The 15,580-nt window shown below is 63.8% G+C and carries 13 protein-coding genes and 2 pseudogenes; 14 read left to right on the top strand and 1 reads right to left on the bottom strand.

Annotated elements, in window-relative coordinates; genetic code table 11:
- Positions 1–471: 471 nt before the first annotated feature.
- The 11 genes from ABD207_RS04920 to ABD207_RS04870 all read left to right on the top strand — a co-directional run bounded on the left by ABD207_RS04920 (position 472) and on the right by ABD207_RS04870 (position 11,482).
- The gene (locus tag ABD207_RS04920; protein WP_344010295.1) at positions 472–618 is read left to right on the top strand and encodes a hypothetical protein; all 147 of its coding nucleotides are present in this window, start codon (positions 472–474) and stop codon (positions 616–618) included.
- A gap of 96 nt (positions 619–714) precedes the next feature.
- Entirely contained in the window at positions 715–1,245 is a 531-nt protein-coding gene (locus ABD207_RS04915; RefSeq protein ID WP_344010293.1) for a GNAT family N-acetyltransferase, read from the top strand.
- 83 nt (positions 1,246–1,328) lie between these two features.
- Positions 1,329–2,636: a hypothetical protein gene (locus ABD207_RS04910; RefSeq protein ID WP_344010292.1), complete on the top strand. Its 1,308-nt coding sequence runs from the start codon at positions 1,329–1,331 to the stop codon at positions 2,634–2,636.
- The gene (locus ABD207_RS04905) at positions 2,596–3,771 is read left to right on the top strand and encodes a SagB family peptide dehydrogenase (protein ID WP_344010291.1); all 1,176 of its coding nucleotides are present in this window, start codon (positions 2,596–2,598) and stop codon (positions 3,769–3,771) included. Before ABD207_RS04910 ends, ABD207_RS04905 begins: the two co-directional genes overlap by 41 nt.
- Positions 3,772–3,776: 5 nt before the next feature.
- Entirely contained in the window at positions 3,777–4,853 is a 1,077-nt protein-coding gene (locus ABD207_RS04900) for a SagB/ThcOx family dehydrogenase (RefSeq protein WP_344010289.1), read from the top strand.
- 11 nt (positions 4,854–4,864) lie between these two features.
- Positions 4,865–5,599, top strand: coding sequence for a SagB/ThcOx family dehydrogenase (locus ABD207_RS04895; RefSeq protein ID WP_344010288.1), 735 nt, complete (start codon positions 4,865–4,867; stop codon positions 5,597–5,599).
- Entirely contained in the window at positions 5,599–6,876 is a 1,278-nt protein-coding gene (locus ABD207_RS04890; RefSeq protein ID WP_344010287.1) for a YcaO-like family protein, read from the top strand. Before ABD207_RS04895 ends, ABD207_RS04890 begins: the two co-directional genes overlap by 1 nt.
- Positions 6,877–6,878: 2 nt before the next feature.
- Complete coding sequence (locus tag ABD207_RS04885) at positions 6,879–7,883, top strand: nitroreductase family protein (protein WP_344010286.1); 1,005 nt, start codon at positions 6,879–6,881, stop codon at positions 7,881–7,883.
- Positions 7,884–8,868: 985 nt separating this feature from the next.
- On the top strand, positions 8,869–9,879 hold the full coding sequence (locus tag ABD207_RS04880; RefSeq protein ID WP_344010285.1) for an ABC transporter ATP-binding protein: 1,011 nt from the start codon (positions 8,869–8,871) through the stop codon (positions 9,877–9,879).
- Complete coding sequence (locus tag ABD207_RS04875) at positions 9,876–10,658, top strand: ABC transporter permease (RefSeq protein ID WP_344010284.1); 783 nt, start codon at positions 9,876–9,878, stop codon at positions 10,656–10,658. Before ABD207_RS04880 ends, ABD207_RS04875 begins: the two co-directional genes overlap by 4 nt.
- A gap of 50 nt (positions 10,659–10,708) precedes the next feature.
- Positions 10,709–11,482, top strand: a complete 774-nt coding sequence (locus ABD207_RS04870) for an ABC transporter permease (RefSeq protein ID WP_344010283.1) — start codon at positions 10,709–10,711, stop codon at positions 11,480–11,482.
- Between the two features lie 165 nt (positions 11,483–11,647).
- Here ABD207_RS04870 and ABD207_RS04865 read toward each other — a convergent pair.
- Positions 11,648–11,962: pseudogene (locus ABD207_RS04865) on the bottom strand (ATP-binding cassette domain-containing protein); the annotation flags it as partial.
- 5 nt (positions 11,963–11,967) lie between these two features.
- On the opposite strand from ABD207_RS04865, the pseudogene ABD207_RS04860 reads away from it, so the two are divergent.
- The 3 genes and pseudogenes from ABD207_RS04860 to ABD207_RS04850 form a co-directional block, all read left to right on the top strand.
- A pseudogene (locus ABD207_RS04860) lies at positions 11,968–12,066 on the top strand (universal stress protein); the annotation flags it as partial.
- A gap of 165 nt (positions 12,067–12,231) precedes the next feature.
- Positions 12,232–14,958 carry a bifunctional acetate--CoA ligase family protein/GNAT family N-acetyltransferase gene (locus tag ABD207_RS04855; RefSeq protein WP_344010282.1) on the top strand — a complete coding sequence of 909 codons (2,727 nt, stop codon included), beginning with the start codon at positions 12,232–12,234 and terminating at the stop codon, positions 14,956–14,958.
- Between the two features lie 103 nt (positions 14,959–15,061).
- Positions 15,062–15,559, top strand: coding sequence for a flavodoxin domain-containing protein (locus ABD207_RS04850; RefSeq protein WP_344010281.1), 498 nt, complete (start codon positions 15,062–15,064; stop codon positions 15,557–15,559).
- Positions 15,560–15,580 lie beyond the last annotated feature (21 nt).

Here is a 15,580-nt window from a genome sequence, read left to right as displayed (position 1 = left end):
GGCGAGATCACTGCCGCCCTCGAACGGCTCACGCTCCTGCCCACCCCAGACTGACCAGCAGCTTTCCACCGTCCCGACGACTACATCACCCGCCCCGGGCAGTGGAACCCGGCGCCCACCCGATGCGACAACCGGGCCGCCGGACTGCCCACCAGCAGCTCCGGAAAGCAAAAGGGCCCACCGACTCCATCGGCGGACCCTCACGAAAGATCGAGGTTAATGAATCGAGCCATGCGATGAGAATCAGCCAATATTACGCGCCGGAGACAAGCGAGATTTACAACCAGGCAATCCACCCGCGCCAATAGCAACAGGTCAAACCGGGCGCAATATTTACTCCACTTTCGATAGAATGTCCAGCTTTGCTCCCTCCCTGTACAGGCGCGTCGAGCGAAAGTAAAGATCTTGCTCCATGAGTCGACGCAACATAACCTTCACGTGTCAGTTCAGTTACTGCGTAAGGAGTTTGGAATGCCCTCTCCGATCGAAGAGACTGCCAAGACCGGCGTGAGCACGAACGACATCGACACGGAGAAGCTCGCTGCCCCGATCTTCGAGATCGAGGTTTCCGAGGTCGAGCCGGCGCAGACCATGCTGAAGCAGGGCTGCATCCGCTAAATAAGCGGCAGCGGCGGGTCGGTGCCGCAGTTGCGGCACCGACCCGCCTTTCTTCATCCGTGCTCCAGTGCATCACCAGCGAATGGAACCACAGAAATGCCGTCTCTGACCCCAACAGTGAGGCCAGCGGAGGTCGGTGATGCGCGCAACGTTGCCCAAATCCAGGTGACAACCTGGCGTGAGGCTTATGCGCACATCCTGTCCGCGAATGAGCTAGAGGCACTGGACGTCGACAAGTCTGCGGATTTCTGGCGCGGACAAATGTCATCTTCACCTAGCACCGGGACACAACTCCTCGTCGCCGAATTGAACGATGGGATCGTCGGCTTCTCATCCTTTGGGCCGGTGCGTGATGGGGACTTGAAGGGCGGTTCCATCATGGAACTCTACGCCCTCTACGTGTACCCCACGCTCTGGGCCGCAGGGGTGGGTCAGGCCCTGATGTCGGCGACGCAGCGCCGTTGGGCCGAGCAGAGAATCAACGAGGCAACGCTCTGGGTCTTCGAGCGGAACGGGCGTGCGCGAAGGTTCTATGAGAAGTCCGGGTGGCGCCTCGATCCCCGAGTGGGTCCTATCGGGGAGAACCCTGCCGAACTTGAAGTGCGCTACCGGCTTAACCAAGAGTAAACCGGAATATCACTTGACTGGAGCAGCTCTCAATATTTGCGCTGCACCGGGGCTGTTACTGGAGTCGACTCAGGAGGCATACCTTGCTTATTGACCAGCAGGCGCCAGGTAACTCAGTTCATGTCGCTCTCGGCGGTCAAGTATCCCGAGAACTCGCCGAGCGCCCCGAATGGCTGCGTTTGTGCGCCGATGTCCGAGAGAGTGCCCCGCACGAAAAGATCTTGGAGGATCTTTCCCACGCCCGATCCACCTTGCTTCATGCAGGGGTTTCTGAGGATCTACTTAATGGCATCGCAACAGGTTTGCGCCACGCGTCCTGGGACGATGCCGTGGAAGCTTTCGCCCGCTCACAAGGCCAGCAGGTAAACTTCTATCTTGGTCCGATGCGTGCTGCGGAGGCCGGCCCTTCGAAGACAGGGCTCTTCCTTCTGGAACGGCGCCCTAACTCCGCCGAGACGGTCTCCATGTTGGAGCAAGCAACCGAGCGGATCGGTAAGGCAATGTTCGGAGCCCCGTGCTCCTTCATGGGCCGACATGTGGAGTTCTACGACCTGACCGCGGCAGTCGGCCCCCTCGCAGATGCCAGAGCGAGTGCAATCGCACTCTTCACTCCGTTCTACTTCGGCGGATGGACAGACTCTGCTCGGCAGCAAGAGAATCGCAGGTCCTTGCTTCTGCATAACGTCGTCCGTTCCCGGTTCGAGCGTCTTACTCGGCCCCTGGTTGACGGCCTGCACATCGATTCCCGGCCCTCTGCCCTGTGTGACGCCTCGGACGAGGAACTCGAGGATGCCTTCACGCTCTGGCTCACACTCCACGAGATGATGCACGCTAGTGGCCCGATGCCGCTGTTCGCTGAGCCGGGCCACAAACTCGACCTCGGCATGGACTACGGGCCTATCGAAGAAATGCGCGTGGACATGAGTGCCTTCATCGCGCTGGGCATCCTGGAAGGCGAGCTGGGCGAGCGTGCCACGTTGGCGCAGGAACTCATAGTTGCCGAGCGCCTGCTGAGGTCGATACGGGTGGGCAACGCATTGGCCCCGGAGGCGAACGGCATCGGGAAGTCCCTAGATGGAGAGCACGGCTGCTTCTGGGGGGCAACGCTTCATGCAGCAGACGCACTCCGAGCCGTCGACGGTGAAATTTACCTGGCTTGGAAGGAAGCACACGCCGCGATTCGGGAAGTTCTAACCGAAATCTATTCCGGAGAAGCGGCGGCCCGTGTCGCCAACGACGCGCCTACCCTGCTCAAGAACAAGGCAGCTCAAATTCGCCAAAGGTTGTTCACAAAAAAGGGTGAGGACTACGCCCTACCAGCGGCATTGGATGACCACTACCACAGGCTCCATGCGCCCGATCGCATGTCTCTCACCTTCCCGGATTGCTGAAGAGTTCGACAACTGCCTCAGACAAGGAAGCGGTAAGTTGCAAGTTCGATGTGCGCTTGATCTCCAGATACGCAGCGTCGCGGGTGATGTCTATCTCAGAAGCCCCCGCGAGGCACGCTCGTTCGGCAGCGGAACGCTTCGTGACAGCAATCTGATGGCGTTCCTCAGCGAACTTGACCAGTGGACCCCCGTCGAAAAAGCAACGGAACGCATCGCTGCTTTGACAGGAACATCTGAAGCCGGCGCCCGATCGGAAATCGATCGACTGATATCGGCAACTATTCTGGTCAGCGACGAATCTGATGAGCAGGAAATCCTCTTCGATGGCAAGGAACTGTGGGACAGGTACGGCTGGGCCGATGCATTCGTCTATCACGCCTCCACAGACGCCATTCCACGCATTGACTACAGTCATCAGGACGGGCAACGCCAGGATGTTGCCTTGATGCGCGAGTACTCCTCCATTGAGGTGCCACCTGCCGTCTACATGCCGGCAGTCTCACAAGAGGTGACCAAGCTCCCGGATCCCGGGAGGGAGCTCAAGGTTTCGGTTTCGACTGCACTGGACGAGGCTTTGGAGTCTCACCGAACCGGTGCCGCACTGGATGTCGCGACGCTCTCCCGCATCTTGTGGTTCGGTTTTGGTCAGACGGGCACCAAGAAGTTGCCCGTAACTGGCGAACACATAACGAAGACTAGCCCTTCCGGGGGAAGCCGACACCCCACCGAGGCTTATGTCTTGGCCCTCAATGTGGCCGATCTCGCGAGTGGCGTCTACCACTATGGTGTAAAGAATCATGAACTCGAGCTCATCCGAGAGAACCTGGATGAAGATTGGGTGGCAGCAAGCATTGTCGGTGTGCCTCGGTGGCGTATCGCGGCGCCGGCGGCGGTCATCCTGCTGACAACAAGAGTTCATGCCAGCATGTACCGCTACCATGAGAGTAATTCCTATCGAGTTCTGCACTACGACGCAGGGCATGTGCTCGAAACCGCCTCTCTCGTTTCGCGAACTCTCGGACTGACAACATTTCGCGCGTTCTCGATGAACGAAGAGGCAGTCACCGCGATGCTTGGAAACGACAGACTCATGAACCCGGCAATGTCGTTCATGGCTATAGGGTGGGAGGACTGATCAGTATGACCCTGTACCGCCTCAACGACTTCATGCGTGTACGTCTGGGAAGCCCGGTCATCTGTGACCTTCTCCTGGAGAACAAGTCCGTCAGCGTATCGGACACACGTTTTCTCTCGCTCTTCGGGCGAATCCAAAGGAGCGTAACCGAGTCCGAACTGGTCAAGGCCTGCGCTGATGTGTTCGACTGCGACCCTGCGACGGCCGAGAAGACCGTGGCTAAGCTCATCTCTATGAGAATACTGCAAGATTCAGAATATGAGCACCCGCTGATGCCCGAAGTGCGGCAGTGGAAGAAGTACGGCTGGCTGGACGCGTTGGTTCTCCACTGCCGCTCCGAGGGGCAGAAATACAGCGACGTCATCGACTCAGCCGAATCACGCGATCCTGATGACCTCCTGCGGGAGCGTATCGCAAGGCACGGCCTTCCGCCGTTCTGGAAGCAGGTTCATACTGATCAGGTCGTCGTTCTTCCACAGCCGACCAACTACCCTGAGAGGGATTTGGGCGAGGTTCTGCTATCGAGGCGTACTCACATCCCCTGGTCCGGGCAGAAGATGGACGCCGGGCAGGTCAGTCGCATGCTGCTGGACGCCAACAGGCCACTGGTGGCCATGCGCCGCCGTGCCGAGAACGAGTACCAAACGCGTCCCTCCGCTCTGCTTGAGAACGCTTACGCAGACCTCGAAACTTACTTCGTTGCCTTCGATGTTGTCGGAATACCCGCTGGTCTCTACCACTACGATCCAGCCGGGCATCGACTCTCGCTGGTCCGGGCTGGGAATCTCCGCGAAGAAGTGCGCTCCGCGTTTACCGGGCAGGAACGGGCCAGCAGCGGTTCCTGCGCGCTTCTCCTGTCTGCAGTGTGGGAACGGCACATGCTGCGTTACGAGGGCGACCCACGGGCATATCGAACCTTGCTGACTTTGGTCGGTCAGTTCGCCCAGAGGTATCTTGTGGCGCTGACGGCATTCGGCTTCACGAGCTTCCCGACTCCGGCGCACCTGCCGACGCTCGCGGACAACCTCATCGGGACGAACCGGTTCGAGGAATCGAGCCTTTACCTAGTTTCGGCTGGATAGCAGGGCAGGCCATGGACGTCCCGACTGAGTACTACGTGCAGGCTGCTCTGAACTTCCATCAGCAGTCCACGTACGGCAGCTATCCAGAACCGACGCCGGCTGATCTACAGCGCGACGGCGGGGCTTTCGAACAAGACGCGGGAACCCAGGTCACGCTCGTGCCACCTCATCCCGGCAACGCTGAGCACCTGGACCGCATTCTGCGCGGACGCCGCTCAAGGCGGGTCCGAGCGTCGCGGCTCAAGCGGTACACGCTGACCGGTGCCCTGTGCAGCGCGATGGCACCGTCCGCTGACTCCGGCCTGCGCCCTTATCCCAGCGCCGGTGGATGCTACGCGGTGTCTGCCTACTGCTACGCCAGTGATGTGGAAGGGCTGGATCCCGGCGCCTACCGTTTCGCACCTGCCGAGGGAACGTTGGTCCCGCTAGAGGCCGTTCCCATGGATGAGTCCACCGTACGAGAGATTCCGGAACTCCTCCGTACGACTGTCCTGCGGGCGGACACGGTGCAGGCGGTCCTCATCTTGGTTGCTGACATGCACGGAATCGGATCTCGCTATGGAGAGCGAGGCTACCGGTACGCACTACTCGAAGCCGGTCACCTGTCTCAGAACCTGGCGTTGGCCTTCGAGGCCCGTGCCATCTCCCACTGCCCGCTTGGTGGCTTTTTCGATGATGTGGCTCGGCATGTGTTTGCCTTGCCGGATCAGCTTCACCTTCCGCTCTACGCAATGGCTCTGGCCTAATGAGCATCCGCGGTCTTCCCTCCCTCCTGGCTCCCTCAGCCGAGTGCCCCTCGTGCAAAGGACTGTGGGCAGCAGAAGCAGGCTCCTTCGCTGTCACGATCCCTGCCTTATCACATCCTTCCGTGGTGCATCCCGACTGCCTTGAGCATCCCCGCGGGGACGAGCTTCGGGTGTCCCTCACGTCTCCTCCCGAAGGCGTAAGCGTCCATGCTCCTTACGGTCCGCTCCTCGGGCAACAAGTGATCGAGGACCCGGACGCCGGATTGTGGTCCTCCGACGTCGTCCTCACTGTCCCAGGCGGGACCCGGGGCTATCCCGCCATGGTCGGCGGCGGTGTGGCTAGCACGGCAGACGATGCCCTAACTCTCGGCTGGATCGAAGCACTCGAACGACGCTGCTCGCTCAGGCGACCCCGTGGGCAACTCGTCTTTGCTGGGCGGCCTCCGGGTCCCACTTTGCCTCTAGAAGCAGCTGAATCTCCGACGTGGTGGGCAGCAGCGCACACATTGGACGGCTCCGCCTTGTGGCTACCACTACAAGACACCGTCCTCGCATCCCAATGGCGGGGCGAGTCACCATGCACTACGGACTCGACAGGCATGTCAGCGCACACCTCGAAGGAGTCCGCCATCTTTCATGGACTTCGCGAGTGTGTGGAGCGGGCGGGACTCCATCAGTGGTGGACGCAACAGGGCAGCCGACGCTGTTCCGACCACAGTCTCGTGGCCACCGCGCTGCTGCGCGCTTCAACCCTGGCCCTTCCTCAGAGCGAGTGCGAGGCATGGCATGTACGGCTTGGGCGCTGGCAGGTCGCGGGATGCCTCATCTTCACCGAGAACAAAGAAGGCTTCAGGGCTGCCTTCGGTGCTGGCGCAGCACTCGACGCCGACGCAGCCGTACGTGCCGCCTGGAAAGAAGCGTTCCAAATGCACACCGCTCCCCAGTTGACCGTGGCCCGAGACGGCCAGCTCGTCTTCGGGGCTGCCCTCGGCCACACCTTGATAGACGACGACTTTCGGGCGCGCTTCCTGCGGGATTTCCCCACCTCCCCAGGCTGCCTCGAACTGGCAGAAGCTGGCACAGACCCCACGGAGCGGGACGAGGTCGACTCCCTACTCAAGGCCATCGACCGACCAGTCGCGACGGTCGACGCCGGCGACGAACTCACTGACGCACTCGGCCTTCACGTACTGCGAGTAATTTGTCCTGGAATTCCCAGATTTAGCCCAGGTACGTGCGCACCCAACGGGTTGACCCCCGCATTCCTGGGAGACTGAGAATGACTGCACCAGCATCCGCTCTGACCGTGTCCCCAACGGCATCCCTTCTGCGTTACACGGATAGCTGGCTCCTCGACGACCCATTCCTCGGCGGTGCACGGGAACTGAGCATCAACAACGAGGTTCTCTGGGACTTTCTGTGCCGACTAATCGAGTTGAGATCTGTCACCCCTGAAACGGCCGCCGATGTGGCGGCCGCGATAGGCATTCCGGAAGCGGTAGTCGGCCGCTGTCTAGATTCGTTTCGACGGGCGGGAATCTTGGTGCCGGTCTCTTCCCGCCTGTCCGCGCCTTGTGGCGGGCCGGCGCTGCAGGACTGGCGGCTGGCCAACCTCACCGTTCCTGCGGACTACCGGGATCCGAGCATCGTGAGCAGTGATCTCCAACAGATGGAGGAGTTCGCTGCTGCTGAGGCTCCGCCTGCTGTATACAAGCAGTGGCCTGCGACGCTCCGCCGCGTCCGCCTACCGCATCCGGTTCATGATGCACCCGATCGCCCCCACTACGTCTTGGGAAGCGTCCTTTACTACAGCCACGCTGTCATCAAGCCGGCGTCGCTTGGACCACTGCCCCGCAGTCTGCGGGTTGCTCCCTCGCACGGTGCGGCCCACCCGTTCGATCTCAGCGTCACTCTGTATTCCCAGCGCGAGTTGGGTCCTGTGCTCTTCGCGTACGATCCTGTGGATCACGCCCTCGTACGGCTGCCGGCCGATCCCGTTTCCCAAGTCCCAATTGATCACGCACAGGTAGCCGTCCACCTCGCGGCCCGTCGTGTGCAGTGGCGATACCGAGCGAGCACTGCATATTCGACGATCTTCCTCGACCTGGGACACCTTCTGGGCGTCATGGAAGCGGTAGCCGAGTCCCTCGAGCTTGCCCTGGCCCAGGTTGACCTCCCCGACCAAGCCCCCATCGCCGTGGACGTGGAAGACCTCGGGCCTGTGCTGTCACTCCGCCAGTTCCATACCGCTCAGGAAGAAAAGGAGTCGCGAACTGTCCGCTGAACCCGACGCATCCGATGTGGCCTCAGTCTTGGCGTCCCTGCAGCAATCCATCCATCGTGTCGAGCCAGATGGGGTTACAGAGCTTAACCAACTCGAGCAAATCGCTGGTAACTCGCTGCAACCGTCCACGGCCGACGCAATCAGACGGGGCCTTGAATCCGGAAATTGGATGCCGGCCGCAGACGACGCCTTTCGTATTTCCGCCACCGTCCGTGGCCCGTCCATCATCGCGGTGCCGACCGTGCTGCATGGCCGCACGGTCGTCGAACTCGTGTGGACAGATCGCTGGGAATGGGGGACGACAGCCCTCAACGAGGCACTCAATAAGGTCCCGCATGCGACCCTTCGGCTTTTCGGCTACCGCACAAAGGCTCCACGACCTACGGTTATTGCGCGCAGACTACTTAGCCCTTCTCCGTCACAACTGGTCAATCCCCTAGGCCAGATTCAGCTCTCTCTTCCATCGAAATCGAGCTTTCGTATCGGACCTCACCTAACCGTCATCGTCGACTCCGCCGAGTCGACCGCGCCGGATGACGTCACTGAGGAGCAATCCGCTGCTGTCGTCTGGTCCGCACTCGCCTGCGGGGTGGCCTGTGAAGGTCCATTACATCCCCGTAGGATCGCGACTCGCTTTGCTACGCAATCCCAACGAGACATCGCTGGATCGTTTGTGGGCGTTCTCGGTAGTTGGCTCTACCTGAGCACAATGGCAGATGGAGCGGGGCCGCTCATGCCCATGAGGCACAATTTCACAGACATGCATAACACTTCGACGGTGACGGAGGTCTTGGTTCGCTGGGAGCAGGCAGCCGGCCACTGCCTGGCATCAGATCGCGACGCTAGGATCAGCCGCGTCCACAGCCTGCTCGCTACGGGAATCGGTCTGCTGATGAAAGAAGGATCCGATCCCTTCAGTGAGTTCACAAGCTGGTTCCGAGGTCAGAGACTCCTCGCAGCCCAATAGGAGGGTGCAAGCCACATCATGTCTGCGATACTGGTGAATGATGTTCGTCGCGAGTTCGACATCGCAGAAGGAAGGGTCTGGCGTCTGAACCGGAAGGTGCAGAAGTTCGAGGCTCTCCGAGGCATAAATCTCGACATCCCAAGAGGGCAATTGTTCGGACTCCTTGGCCCCAACGGAGCCGGCAAGACGACAACCATCAAAATCCTGACAACTCTCCTGGCTCCGACGAGCGGGGAAGTATATTTGGACGGCCTGGACGCAGTGCTGCATCCGCAGCAGGTTCGGAGCAAGATTGGCTACGTATTTGGCGGCGACAAGGGTCTTTACGATCGACTCAGCGCTCGCGATAACCTACGCTACTTCGCCAATCTCTATCAAATACCCCTAAAGCAACAGTACACCCGCATCGGCGAACTCCTCGAAATGCTCAACCTCGCGGACCGCCAGAACGACCGCGTCGAGACATTCTCGCGAGGAATGAAGCAGCGACTCCACATTGCCAGGGGACTCCTGCATAATCCAGACATCATCTACCTGGACGAGCCAACGAATGGGCTCGATCCCCTGGCTGCGCGGGACGTACGCGACATCGTCCGGCAGCTGAAGAATTCGGGTAAAACGATCCTCCTCACCACGCATTACATGTTTGAGGCCGAGGAGCTCTGCGACCGCCTAGCCGTGATCACAGGCGGACGCATCATCGCCGAGGGGACCAGCAAAGACCTCGGTGCCCTTGCCAACACTGGCGTTGTCGTACGAGCGGAGATCAAGGGAGTCGGTCAAGGTCTATGCAGGGTCCTACAGGAGCACCCTGCCGTGGTCAATTGCCATCTAGAGCCGCTCAGCGATCGCGAACTACTCACCGTGCGCTTTGCCGTGGATACGAAGATTGAAGCATCACGCGTAGTCCGTGAGGCTGCAGCCCGAGACGGCAGAGCCGAGGTGCTGGATCTACAACTCCGCGAGCCAACTCTCGAGGATAAGTACGTTGCGTTGGTGAGCCAGTCTCACGAAAAGGGCGCCCTATGATTCGCCCGATCACGCCTCTTCGCTCCTTTGTGTCCAATGTCCGTTTTTATCTGCTTTACCTTTCGAGGTCGCGGATAGATGCGACTCTCAATTTCTTGCTGCCGATCTTTTATGCCACTATCGCGCATCTAATCGCGGAGGCCAGCCCCGACAAGATCGACCCTTTGGCGATCACGGTGGGGGCAGGCCTCATGGGCATGTGGACCACCGTTATGTATGGAGCTGGTGGCCTGATCAAGGAGCAGCGCCGCCTTGGGCTACTTGAGCTTTTGCTTGCTGCACCCGGATACTTCCCCAGCTCAATCGCTTCCATGACAATTGCAGTATCGCTGTTCGGGTTCGAGGCTATGCTCGGCACAGTCGCATGGGCGTACTTTGTTTTCGACGTGAATGTGGCTAGCAATATTCTTTTCGAACTAGTCGTCACCGCTGGAATTGCGGTCATTGCTATGAGTGCGGTTGGGTTCATGGTCGCCGCAGTATTCGTTCGGGTACGGAAGGCAGAGTCCGTGGCTGAGGCTGTCATCGCGCCCCTTTGGCTTCTGTCAGGCGTACTGATCCCCGTATCCACACTTCCTTCTTCAGTGCAGCTCATCAGCAAGCTCCTACCTATGACCTTCGGAGCACAAGCCCTGCGTGCAGCCACGAGAGGCGTTTGGGACCTGCAAGCCATCGGAACCTGCTTCTTGCTAAGCCTCATCTATGGGGTCATCGGATGGATGGCTGTTAGTGCTGCAGCTCGGTCCTCTCGGTCTCATGGAGGTATGCACCTGTGGTAGCCCACGATAGCCGACACACACCAAATCGAGCGTCCCGGAGATATGCCGACATGGCTATGGGGATACTGTCGATCAATTCACTCTCATTTCGGGGCCTATTCAACTGGGCTCGGCCTACCGACTTCCTTCTAGCGTTCGTCTTCACGCCCGTATTCGACCTCCTATTCTACGGGCTCTTCGGGCGCTTCCTGAATGTCGCGGACGGGACCTTCTACCTGATCGGCGGCGCCATGCTCGCGGCGAACATGGCGGCGCTTTCAGGCGGAGTAATGTCGGTGACGAGCGAACGCTACTATGGCACGCTCCACGCCCTTCTGATCAGTCCGAGAGGGTTCGGGCCGGCAATCTTCTTGCGGCACATTCCCTACTCTTTCCTCGGGGCCGTAGCAGGGGCCCTCGCCCTTCCCGTGGGCATGGCGCTACTCGATGTGAGCCTGTCGGTCAACGAATTGCTAGTCTTGCTCGGCTGCCTATTGTGTGGGGCTCTCTCGGCTTCAGCGCTGGGGATGCTTCTAGGAGTCTTCGCCCTCTATGTCAGGGACGTGTTCACCGTCATCAACCTAGCCGTTTGGTTCCTTTCCCTAGCCTTGGGACTCTTTATCCCTCCGTCTACATATCCGTCCTGGCTAACAACCGTCGCGCATTGGGTCCCGGGATATCACGCACTCAGCGCAGCCCGCAGCGTCGCAGGAGGCGATCTGCAGGTGGCAGGCAGTCTTGGGATCGAGGTCGCCCGAGCTTTCGCTCTAACTATTGGCGGCGTGTGCGCGATCAGGTATTACCGCCACCAGGTACGTCACGGACGCACCTCCGGGTTGGACTGACGTCAGAGACGGGCGTACCGGATGTATCACCACGGACCGACAGCTCACCCCATCCAGCGATGGCACCACACCTGTGGTGGTGGATACACTCAGGCACACCGACGCTGAGCTGTATCAACGTGAACATCCCGCCGTTGCAACAGGTCGGACCCCCAGAGAAGCGACGTTCTCCAGGCGGTGGGTGACGACGATCGTGATGCGGTCGGCGGCGATGGACTTGATCTGCTGGAAGACGCCGTGCTCGCCGCGCGGGTCCATCTGTGACGTGGGCTCGTCGAGAATCAGCAGCCCGGGCCTGCGGTACAGGGCCCGGGAGCAGGCGATGCGCTGCCACTGGCCGCCGGAGAGTTCCGCGCCCCCGAAGATGTCGTGGGCCAGCAGTGTGTCCAGCCCGGCGCGCAGGTCCTCGACGGTCTCCCGCAGGCCGACGGCGTCGACCGCCTCCCACACCGGCCCGTCGTCGTGGGTGCGGGGCTGGCCGGGGCCGGATCCGCCGGGGACCGGTCGGCGCCCACATCGGCCCCGTCACGCACGCGGTGCTGCACCACTGCGCGGCGCCCGTCGCCGTCGTCGCCCACCACTGACGATCACCCGCCCGACGGGCCCCGCCTGACGCGCCCCGCCTGACGGGCCGACCGGCACGGGGCCGGGGCCGACCGGCCTTCGAAGCGCCCCGGTCAGCCCCTGGGACGGCCGTCGGATCCGCCGGATGCTCGAGATGACAGACCGGTTGTGTGAGGAGCCCCGCGATGACGCAGCACGACGTGACCGACCGGCCGCCCGTCCACGCACTGCTGGCCGACGGCGCCACCGTCTGCATCCGTCCCGTCCGGCCCGACGACCACGAGCAGATCCAGCGGCTGTACGAGGAGATGTCCCCGGAGAACCTGCGGCTGCGGTTCTTCTCCCTCTCCCGCAGGCCGGCCCGGCTCGCGGCCGACCGGGCCTGCGGACCGGCCCGCCCCGGCTACCGTGCGCTGCTCGCCGAGAGGCGGGGCCGGGTGATCGGCCTGGCGGAGTACGAGACCGAGGACGACGTGGAGGGCGGGGCGGGGGCAGGCGGGCGGAAGACGGCGGAGGTGGCCGTCGCCGTCGCCGACGGGCTCCACCACCGGGGCGTGGGCACCCTGCTCGTCGAACACCTCGTCTCCGCCGCCCGCGCCGACGGGATCACCGCCTTCACCGCCGACGCGCTCAGCGAGAACCGCGAGGTGCTGAAGCTCTTCGCCGACCTCGGCCTGCGCACCGAGCGCCGCTTCGAGGGACCGGAGGTGCGCTGCACCATCGCCCTCGACCAGGACGACACCTACCTCACGGCGGTCGAGGAACGCGGCCGCACCGCCGACGTCGCCAGCCTGCGGCCCCTGTTGCGGCCCAGGACCGTGGCGGTCGTCGGCGCCGGCCGCACTCCCGGCTCGGTGGGCCGGGCGATCCTGCGCCAGCTGCACTCCGGCGGCTACACCGGCCGGCTGTTCGCGGTGAACCCCTGCGCCACCGCCATCCTGGGCGTGCCGTCGTACCCCTCGGTCTCCTCCCTGCCCAGGACCCCCGATCTCGCCGTGATCGCCACGCCCGCCCACGCGGTGCCGGGGATCGCCGAGGAGTGCGGACGGGCGGGCGTCCGGGCCCTGGTGGTCGTCTCCGCGGGCTTCGACCAGGACCAGGCACGGCGGCTCCTGACCACCTGCCGCACCTACGGCATGCGGCTCGTCGGCCCCAACTGCCTGGGCATCTCCAACACGGAGCCCGGCATCAGCCTCGACGCCACCTTCGCCGCCGGGCACCCCAGCCCCGGCACCGCGGGCGTCGCCGTGCAGTCGGGCGGCGTCGGCATCGCGCTGCTCGAAGGGCTGTCCCGGCTCGGCATCGGCGTCTCCTCCTTCGCCTCCCTGGGCGACAAGTACGACGTCAGCGGCAACGACCTGCTCCAGTGGTGGGAGAGCGACGGCCGCACCGATCTCGCGCTGCTGCATCTGGAGTCCTTCGGCAACCCGCGCGCCTTCTCCCGCACCGCCCGCCGGGTGACCCGCAGGATGCCGCTGCTGACCGTGGACGCCGGGCGCACCGAGGCCGGCCGGAAGGCCGCGGCCTCGCACACCGCGGCCGCCGCCACCCGCACCATGACGCGCGGCGCGCTGTTCACCCAGGCCGGCATCACCGCCACCCGCTCCGTCGGTGAACTCCTCGAGGCGGCCGCCCTGTTGCACGCACAGCCGCTGCCCGCCGGGCCGCGCGTCGCCATCGTCACCAACGCGGGCGGAGCCGGGGTCCTGGCGGCCGACGCATGCGCCGAGGCGGGGCTGGTCCTGCCGGCGCTCACGCCGGAGCTGACCGACGACCTGCTCGCGGTCCTCCCCGAGGGCGCCGCCGCCGGCAACCCCGTCGACGCCACCGCCGCCGTCAGCGAGCAGCAGCTGACGGACTGCGTGGAGCGCATCGTGCGGTACGGCGGCATCGACGCGGTCGTGGTGACCCTGGTCCCCACGGCGGTCGCCGCGGCCACCGGCGAAGACCTGGTGCGAGCCGTCACCGGTGCCGCCGCCCCGAGGCCGAAGCCGGTCACCCTGGTACGCCTCGAACAGGCGCGGTCCGTCGAGCTGCTGCCCACCGCCGCCGGCGGCGGCAGCATCCCCTCCTACGCCGAACCCCAGGCCGCCGCACGGGCGCTCGCTCACGCCGCCCGCCGTTCCGCCTGGCTCGCCCGCCCCGCCGGGACCATCCCCGCACTCGACGGCGTGGAGACGGACCGGGCCCGCGCCCTGGTGCGGGACCACCTCGCCGCCCACCCCGACGGAGGCTGGCTCGACCCGCGCCCCTGCGCGGATCTGCTGGCCTGCTACGGCATCCCGCACATCCCCTGGGCCTGGGCGGAGACCGAGGACGAGGCGGTGACGGCCGCCGAACGGCTGCGCGGCGCCGACGGCCGGGTGGTGATGAAGGCCCACTGGCCCGGACTCGTGCACAAGAGCGAGCAGCGCGCCGTCCATCTCGACCTGCGGGGCGACCAGCAGATCCGGTCCGCCTTCCGCGACCTGCACACGCGTTTCGCCGGGCTCGTCACCGGCGTCGTCCTGCAGCCCCTCGCCCCCCGCGGCACCGAGCTGTTCGCCGGCGTCGTCCAGGACCAGGTGTTCGGCCCGCTGGTGCTGTTCGGACTCGGCGGCACGGCCACCGACATCCTGGCGGACCACGCCGCCCGCCTCGCCCCGCTCACCGACCACGACGTGCAGGACCTGATCACCTCACCGCGCTGCGCCCCGCTGCTGCTCGGCGCACACAGCGGCCGGGCCGTCGACCTCGCCGGTCTGGAACAGCTGCTGCTGCGGCTGTCCCGGATGGCGGCGGACCTGCCGCAGCTCGCCGAGGCCGACTTCAACCCGGTTCTGGCGACACCGGACGGCGTCACCGTGCTCGACGCACGGATCCGCCTGGTGCCGGGCAGGCCCCAGGACCCCTATCTGCGCCGGCTCCGCTGAGGGCCCGCGGCTGATCGGTGCTCCGTACGGCAACGACCAGCAGGCGCAGCACACGGTGCGACCGAGGACCGGCCGCGCCGGACGCGAAAGGAGGTGCACCGCCATGACCGGCACCGTGTTGGTCACCTACGGAAGCACGAACGGATCCACCGCACAGATCGCCGAGACCGTCGCCGAGGTCCTGCGCAAGGACGGACTGACGGTCGAGGCCCGGCCCGCGCAGGACGTGACGAGCGTGGCGCCCTACGACGCCGTCGTGGCCGGCGCCGGACTGTACGCCGGACGCTGGCAGAAGGACGGCCGCCGCTTCCTGCGGCGGCACCGCAGGGCCCTGGCCGAACGCCCCCTGTGGCTGTTCAGCAGCGGCCCCCTGGACGCCTCCGCCTCGGAGCGCGACATCCCGCCCGTGCCCGGCGTCAAGAAGGCCATGACCGCCCTCGACGCCCGCGACCACGTCACCTTCGGCGGCTGCCTGGGGGAGGGCGCCAGGGGCTGGGTCGCCCGCATGATCCTCCGCAACGGAAAGGGCGGCGACTACCGCGACTTCACCACCATCGAGAAATGGGCGACCCGAGTCGCCGACGAAATGAGGCACATGTGAGAAGCAAAGCCCCTGACGCGG

The sequence above is a fragment of the Streptomyces thermospinosisporus genome (assembly GCF_039526425.1).
Taxonomy (GTDB): Bacteria; Actinomycetota; Actinomycetes; order Streptomycetales; family Streptomycetaceae; genus Streptomyces; species Streptomyces thermocarboxydovorans.
This window is presented reverse-complemented; position numbering and strand designations above follow the sequence as displayed.

What these genes read in the sequence shown, in the direction of transcription:
- ABD207_RS04920 (WP_344010295.1), top strand. Translation starts at nt 472, where the DNA reads ATGCCCTCTCCGATCGAAGAGACTGCCAAGACCGGCGTGAGCACGAAC.
- ABD207_RS04915 (WP_344010293.1), top strand. Translation starts at nt 715, where the DNA reads ATGCCGTCTCTGACCCCAACAGTGAGGCCAGCGGAGGTCGGTGATGCG.
- ABD207_RS04905 (WP_344010291.1), top strand. Translation starts at nt 2,596, where the DNA reads ATGCGCCCGATCGCATGTCTCTCACCTTCCCGGATTGCTGAAGAGTTC.
- ABD207_RS04900 (WP_344010289.1), top strand. Translation starts at nt 3,777, where the DNA reads ATGACCCTGTACCGCCTCAACGACTTCATGCGTGTACGTCTGGGAAGC.
- ABD207_RS04895 (WP_344010288.1), top strand. Translation starts at nt 4,865, where the DNA reads ATGGACGTCCCGACTGAGTACTACGTGCAGGCTGCTCTGAACTTCCAT.
- ABD207_RS04890 (WP_344010287.1), top strand. Translation starts at nt 5,599, where the DNA reads ATGAGCATCCGCGGTCTTCCCTCCCTCCTGGCTCCCTCAGCCGAGTGC.
- ABD207_RS04885 (WP_344010286.1), top strand. Translation starts at nt 6,879, where the DNA reads ATGACTGCACCAGCATCCGCTCTGACCGTGTCCCCAACGGCATCCCTT.
- ABD207_RS04880 (WP_344010285.1), top strand. Translation starts at nt 8,869, where the DNA reads ATGTCTGCGATACTGGTGAATGATGTTCGTCGCGAGTTCGACATCGCA.
- ABD207_RS04875 (WP_344010284.1), top strand. Translation starts at nt 9,876, where the DNA reads ATGATTCGCCCGATCACGCCTCTTCGCTCCTTTGTGTCCAATGTCCGT.
- ABD207_RS04870 (WP_344010283.1), top strand. Translation starts at nt 10,709, where the DNA reads ATGGCTATGGGGATACTGTCGATCAATTCACTCTCATTTCGGGGCCTA.
- ABD207_RS04855 (WP_344010282.1), top strand. Translation starts at nt 12,232, where the DNA reads ATGACGCAGCACGACGTGACCGACCGGCCGCCCGTCCACGCACTGCTG.
- ABD207_RS04850 (WP_344010281.1), top strand. Translation starts at nt 15,062, where the DNA reads ATGACCGGCACCGTGTTGGTCACCTACGGAAGCACGAACGGATCCACC.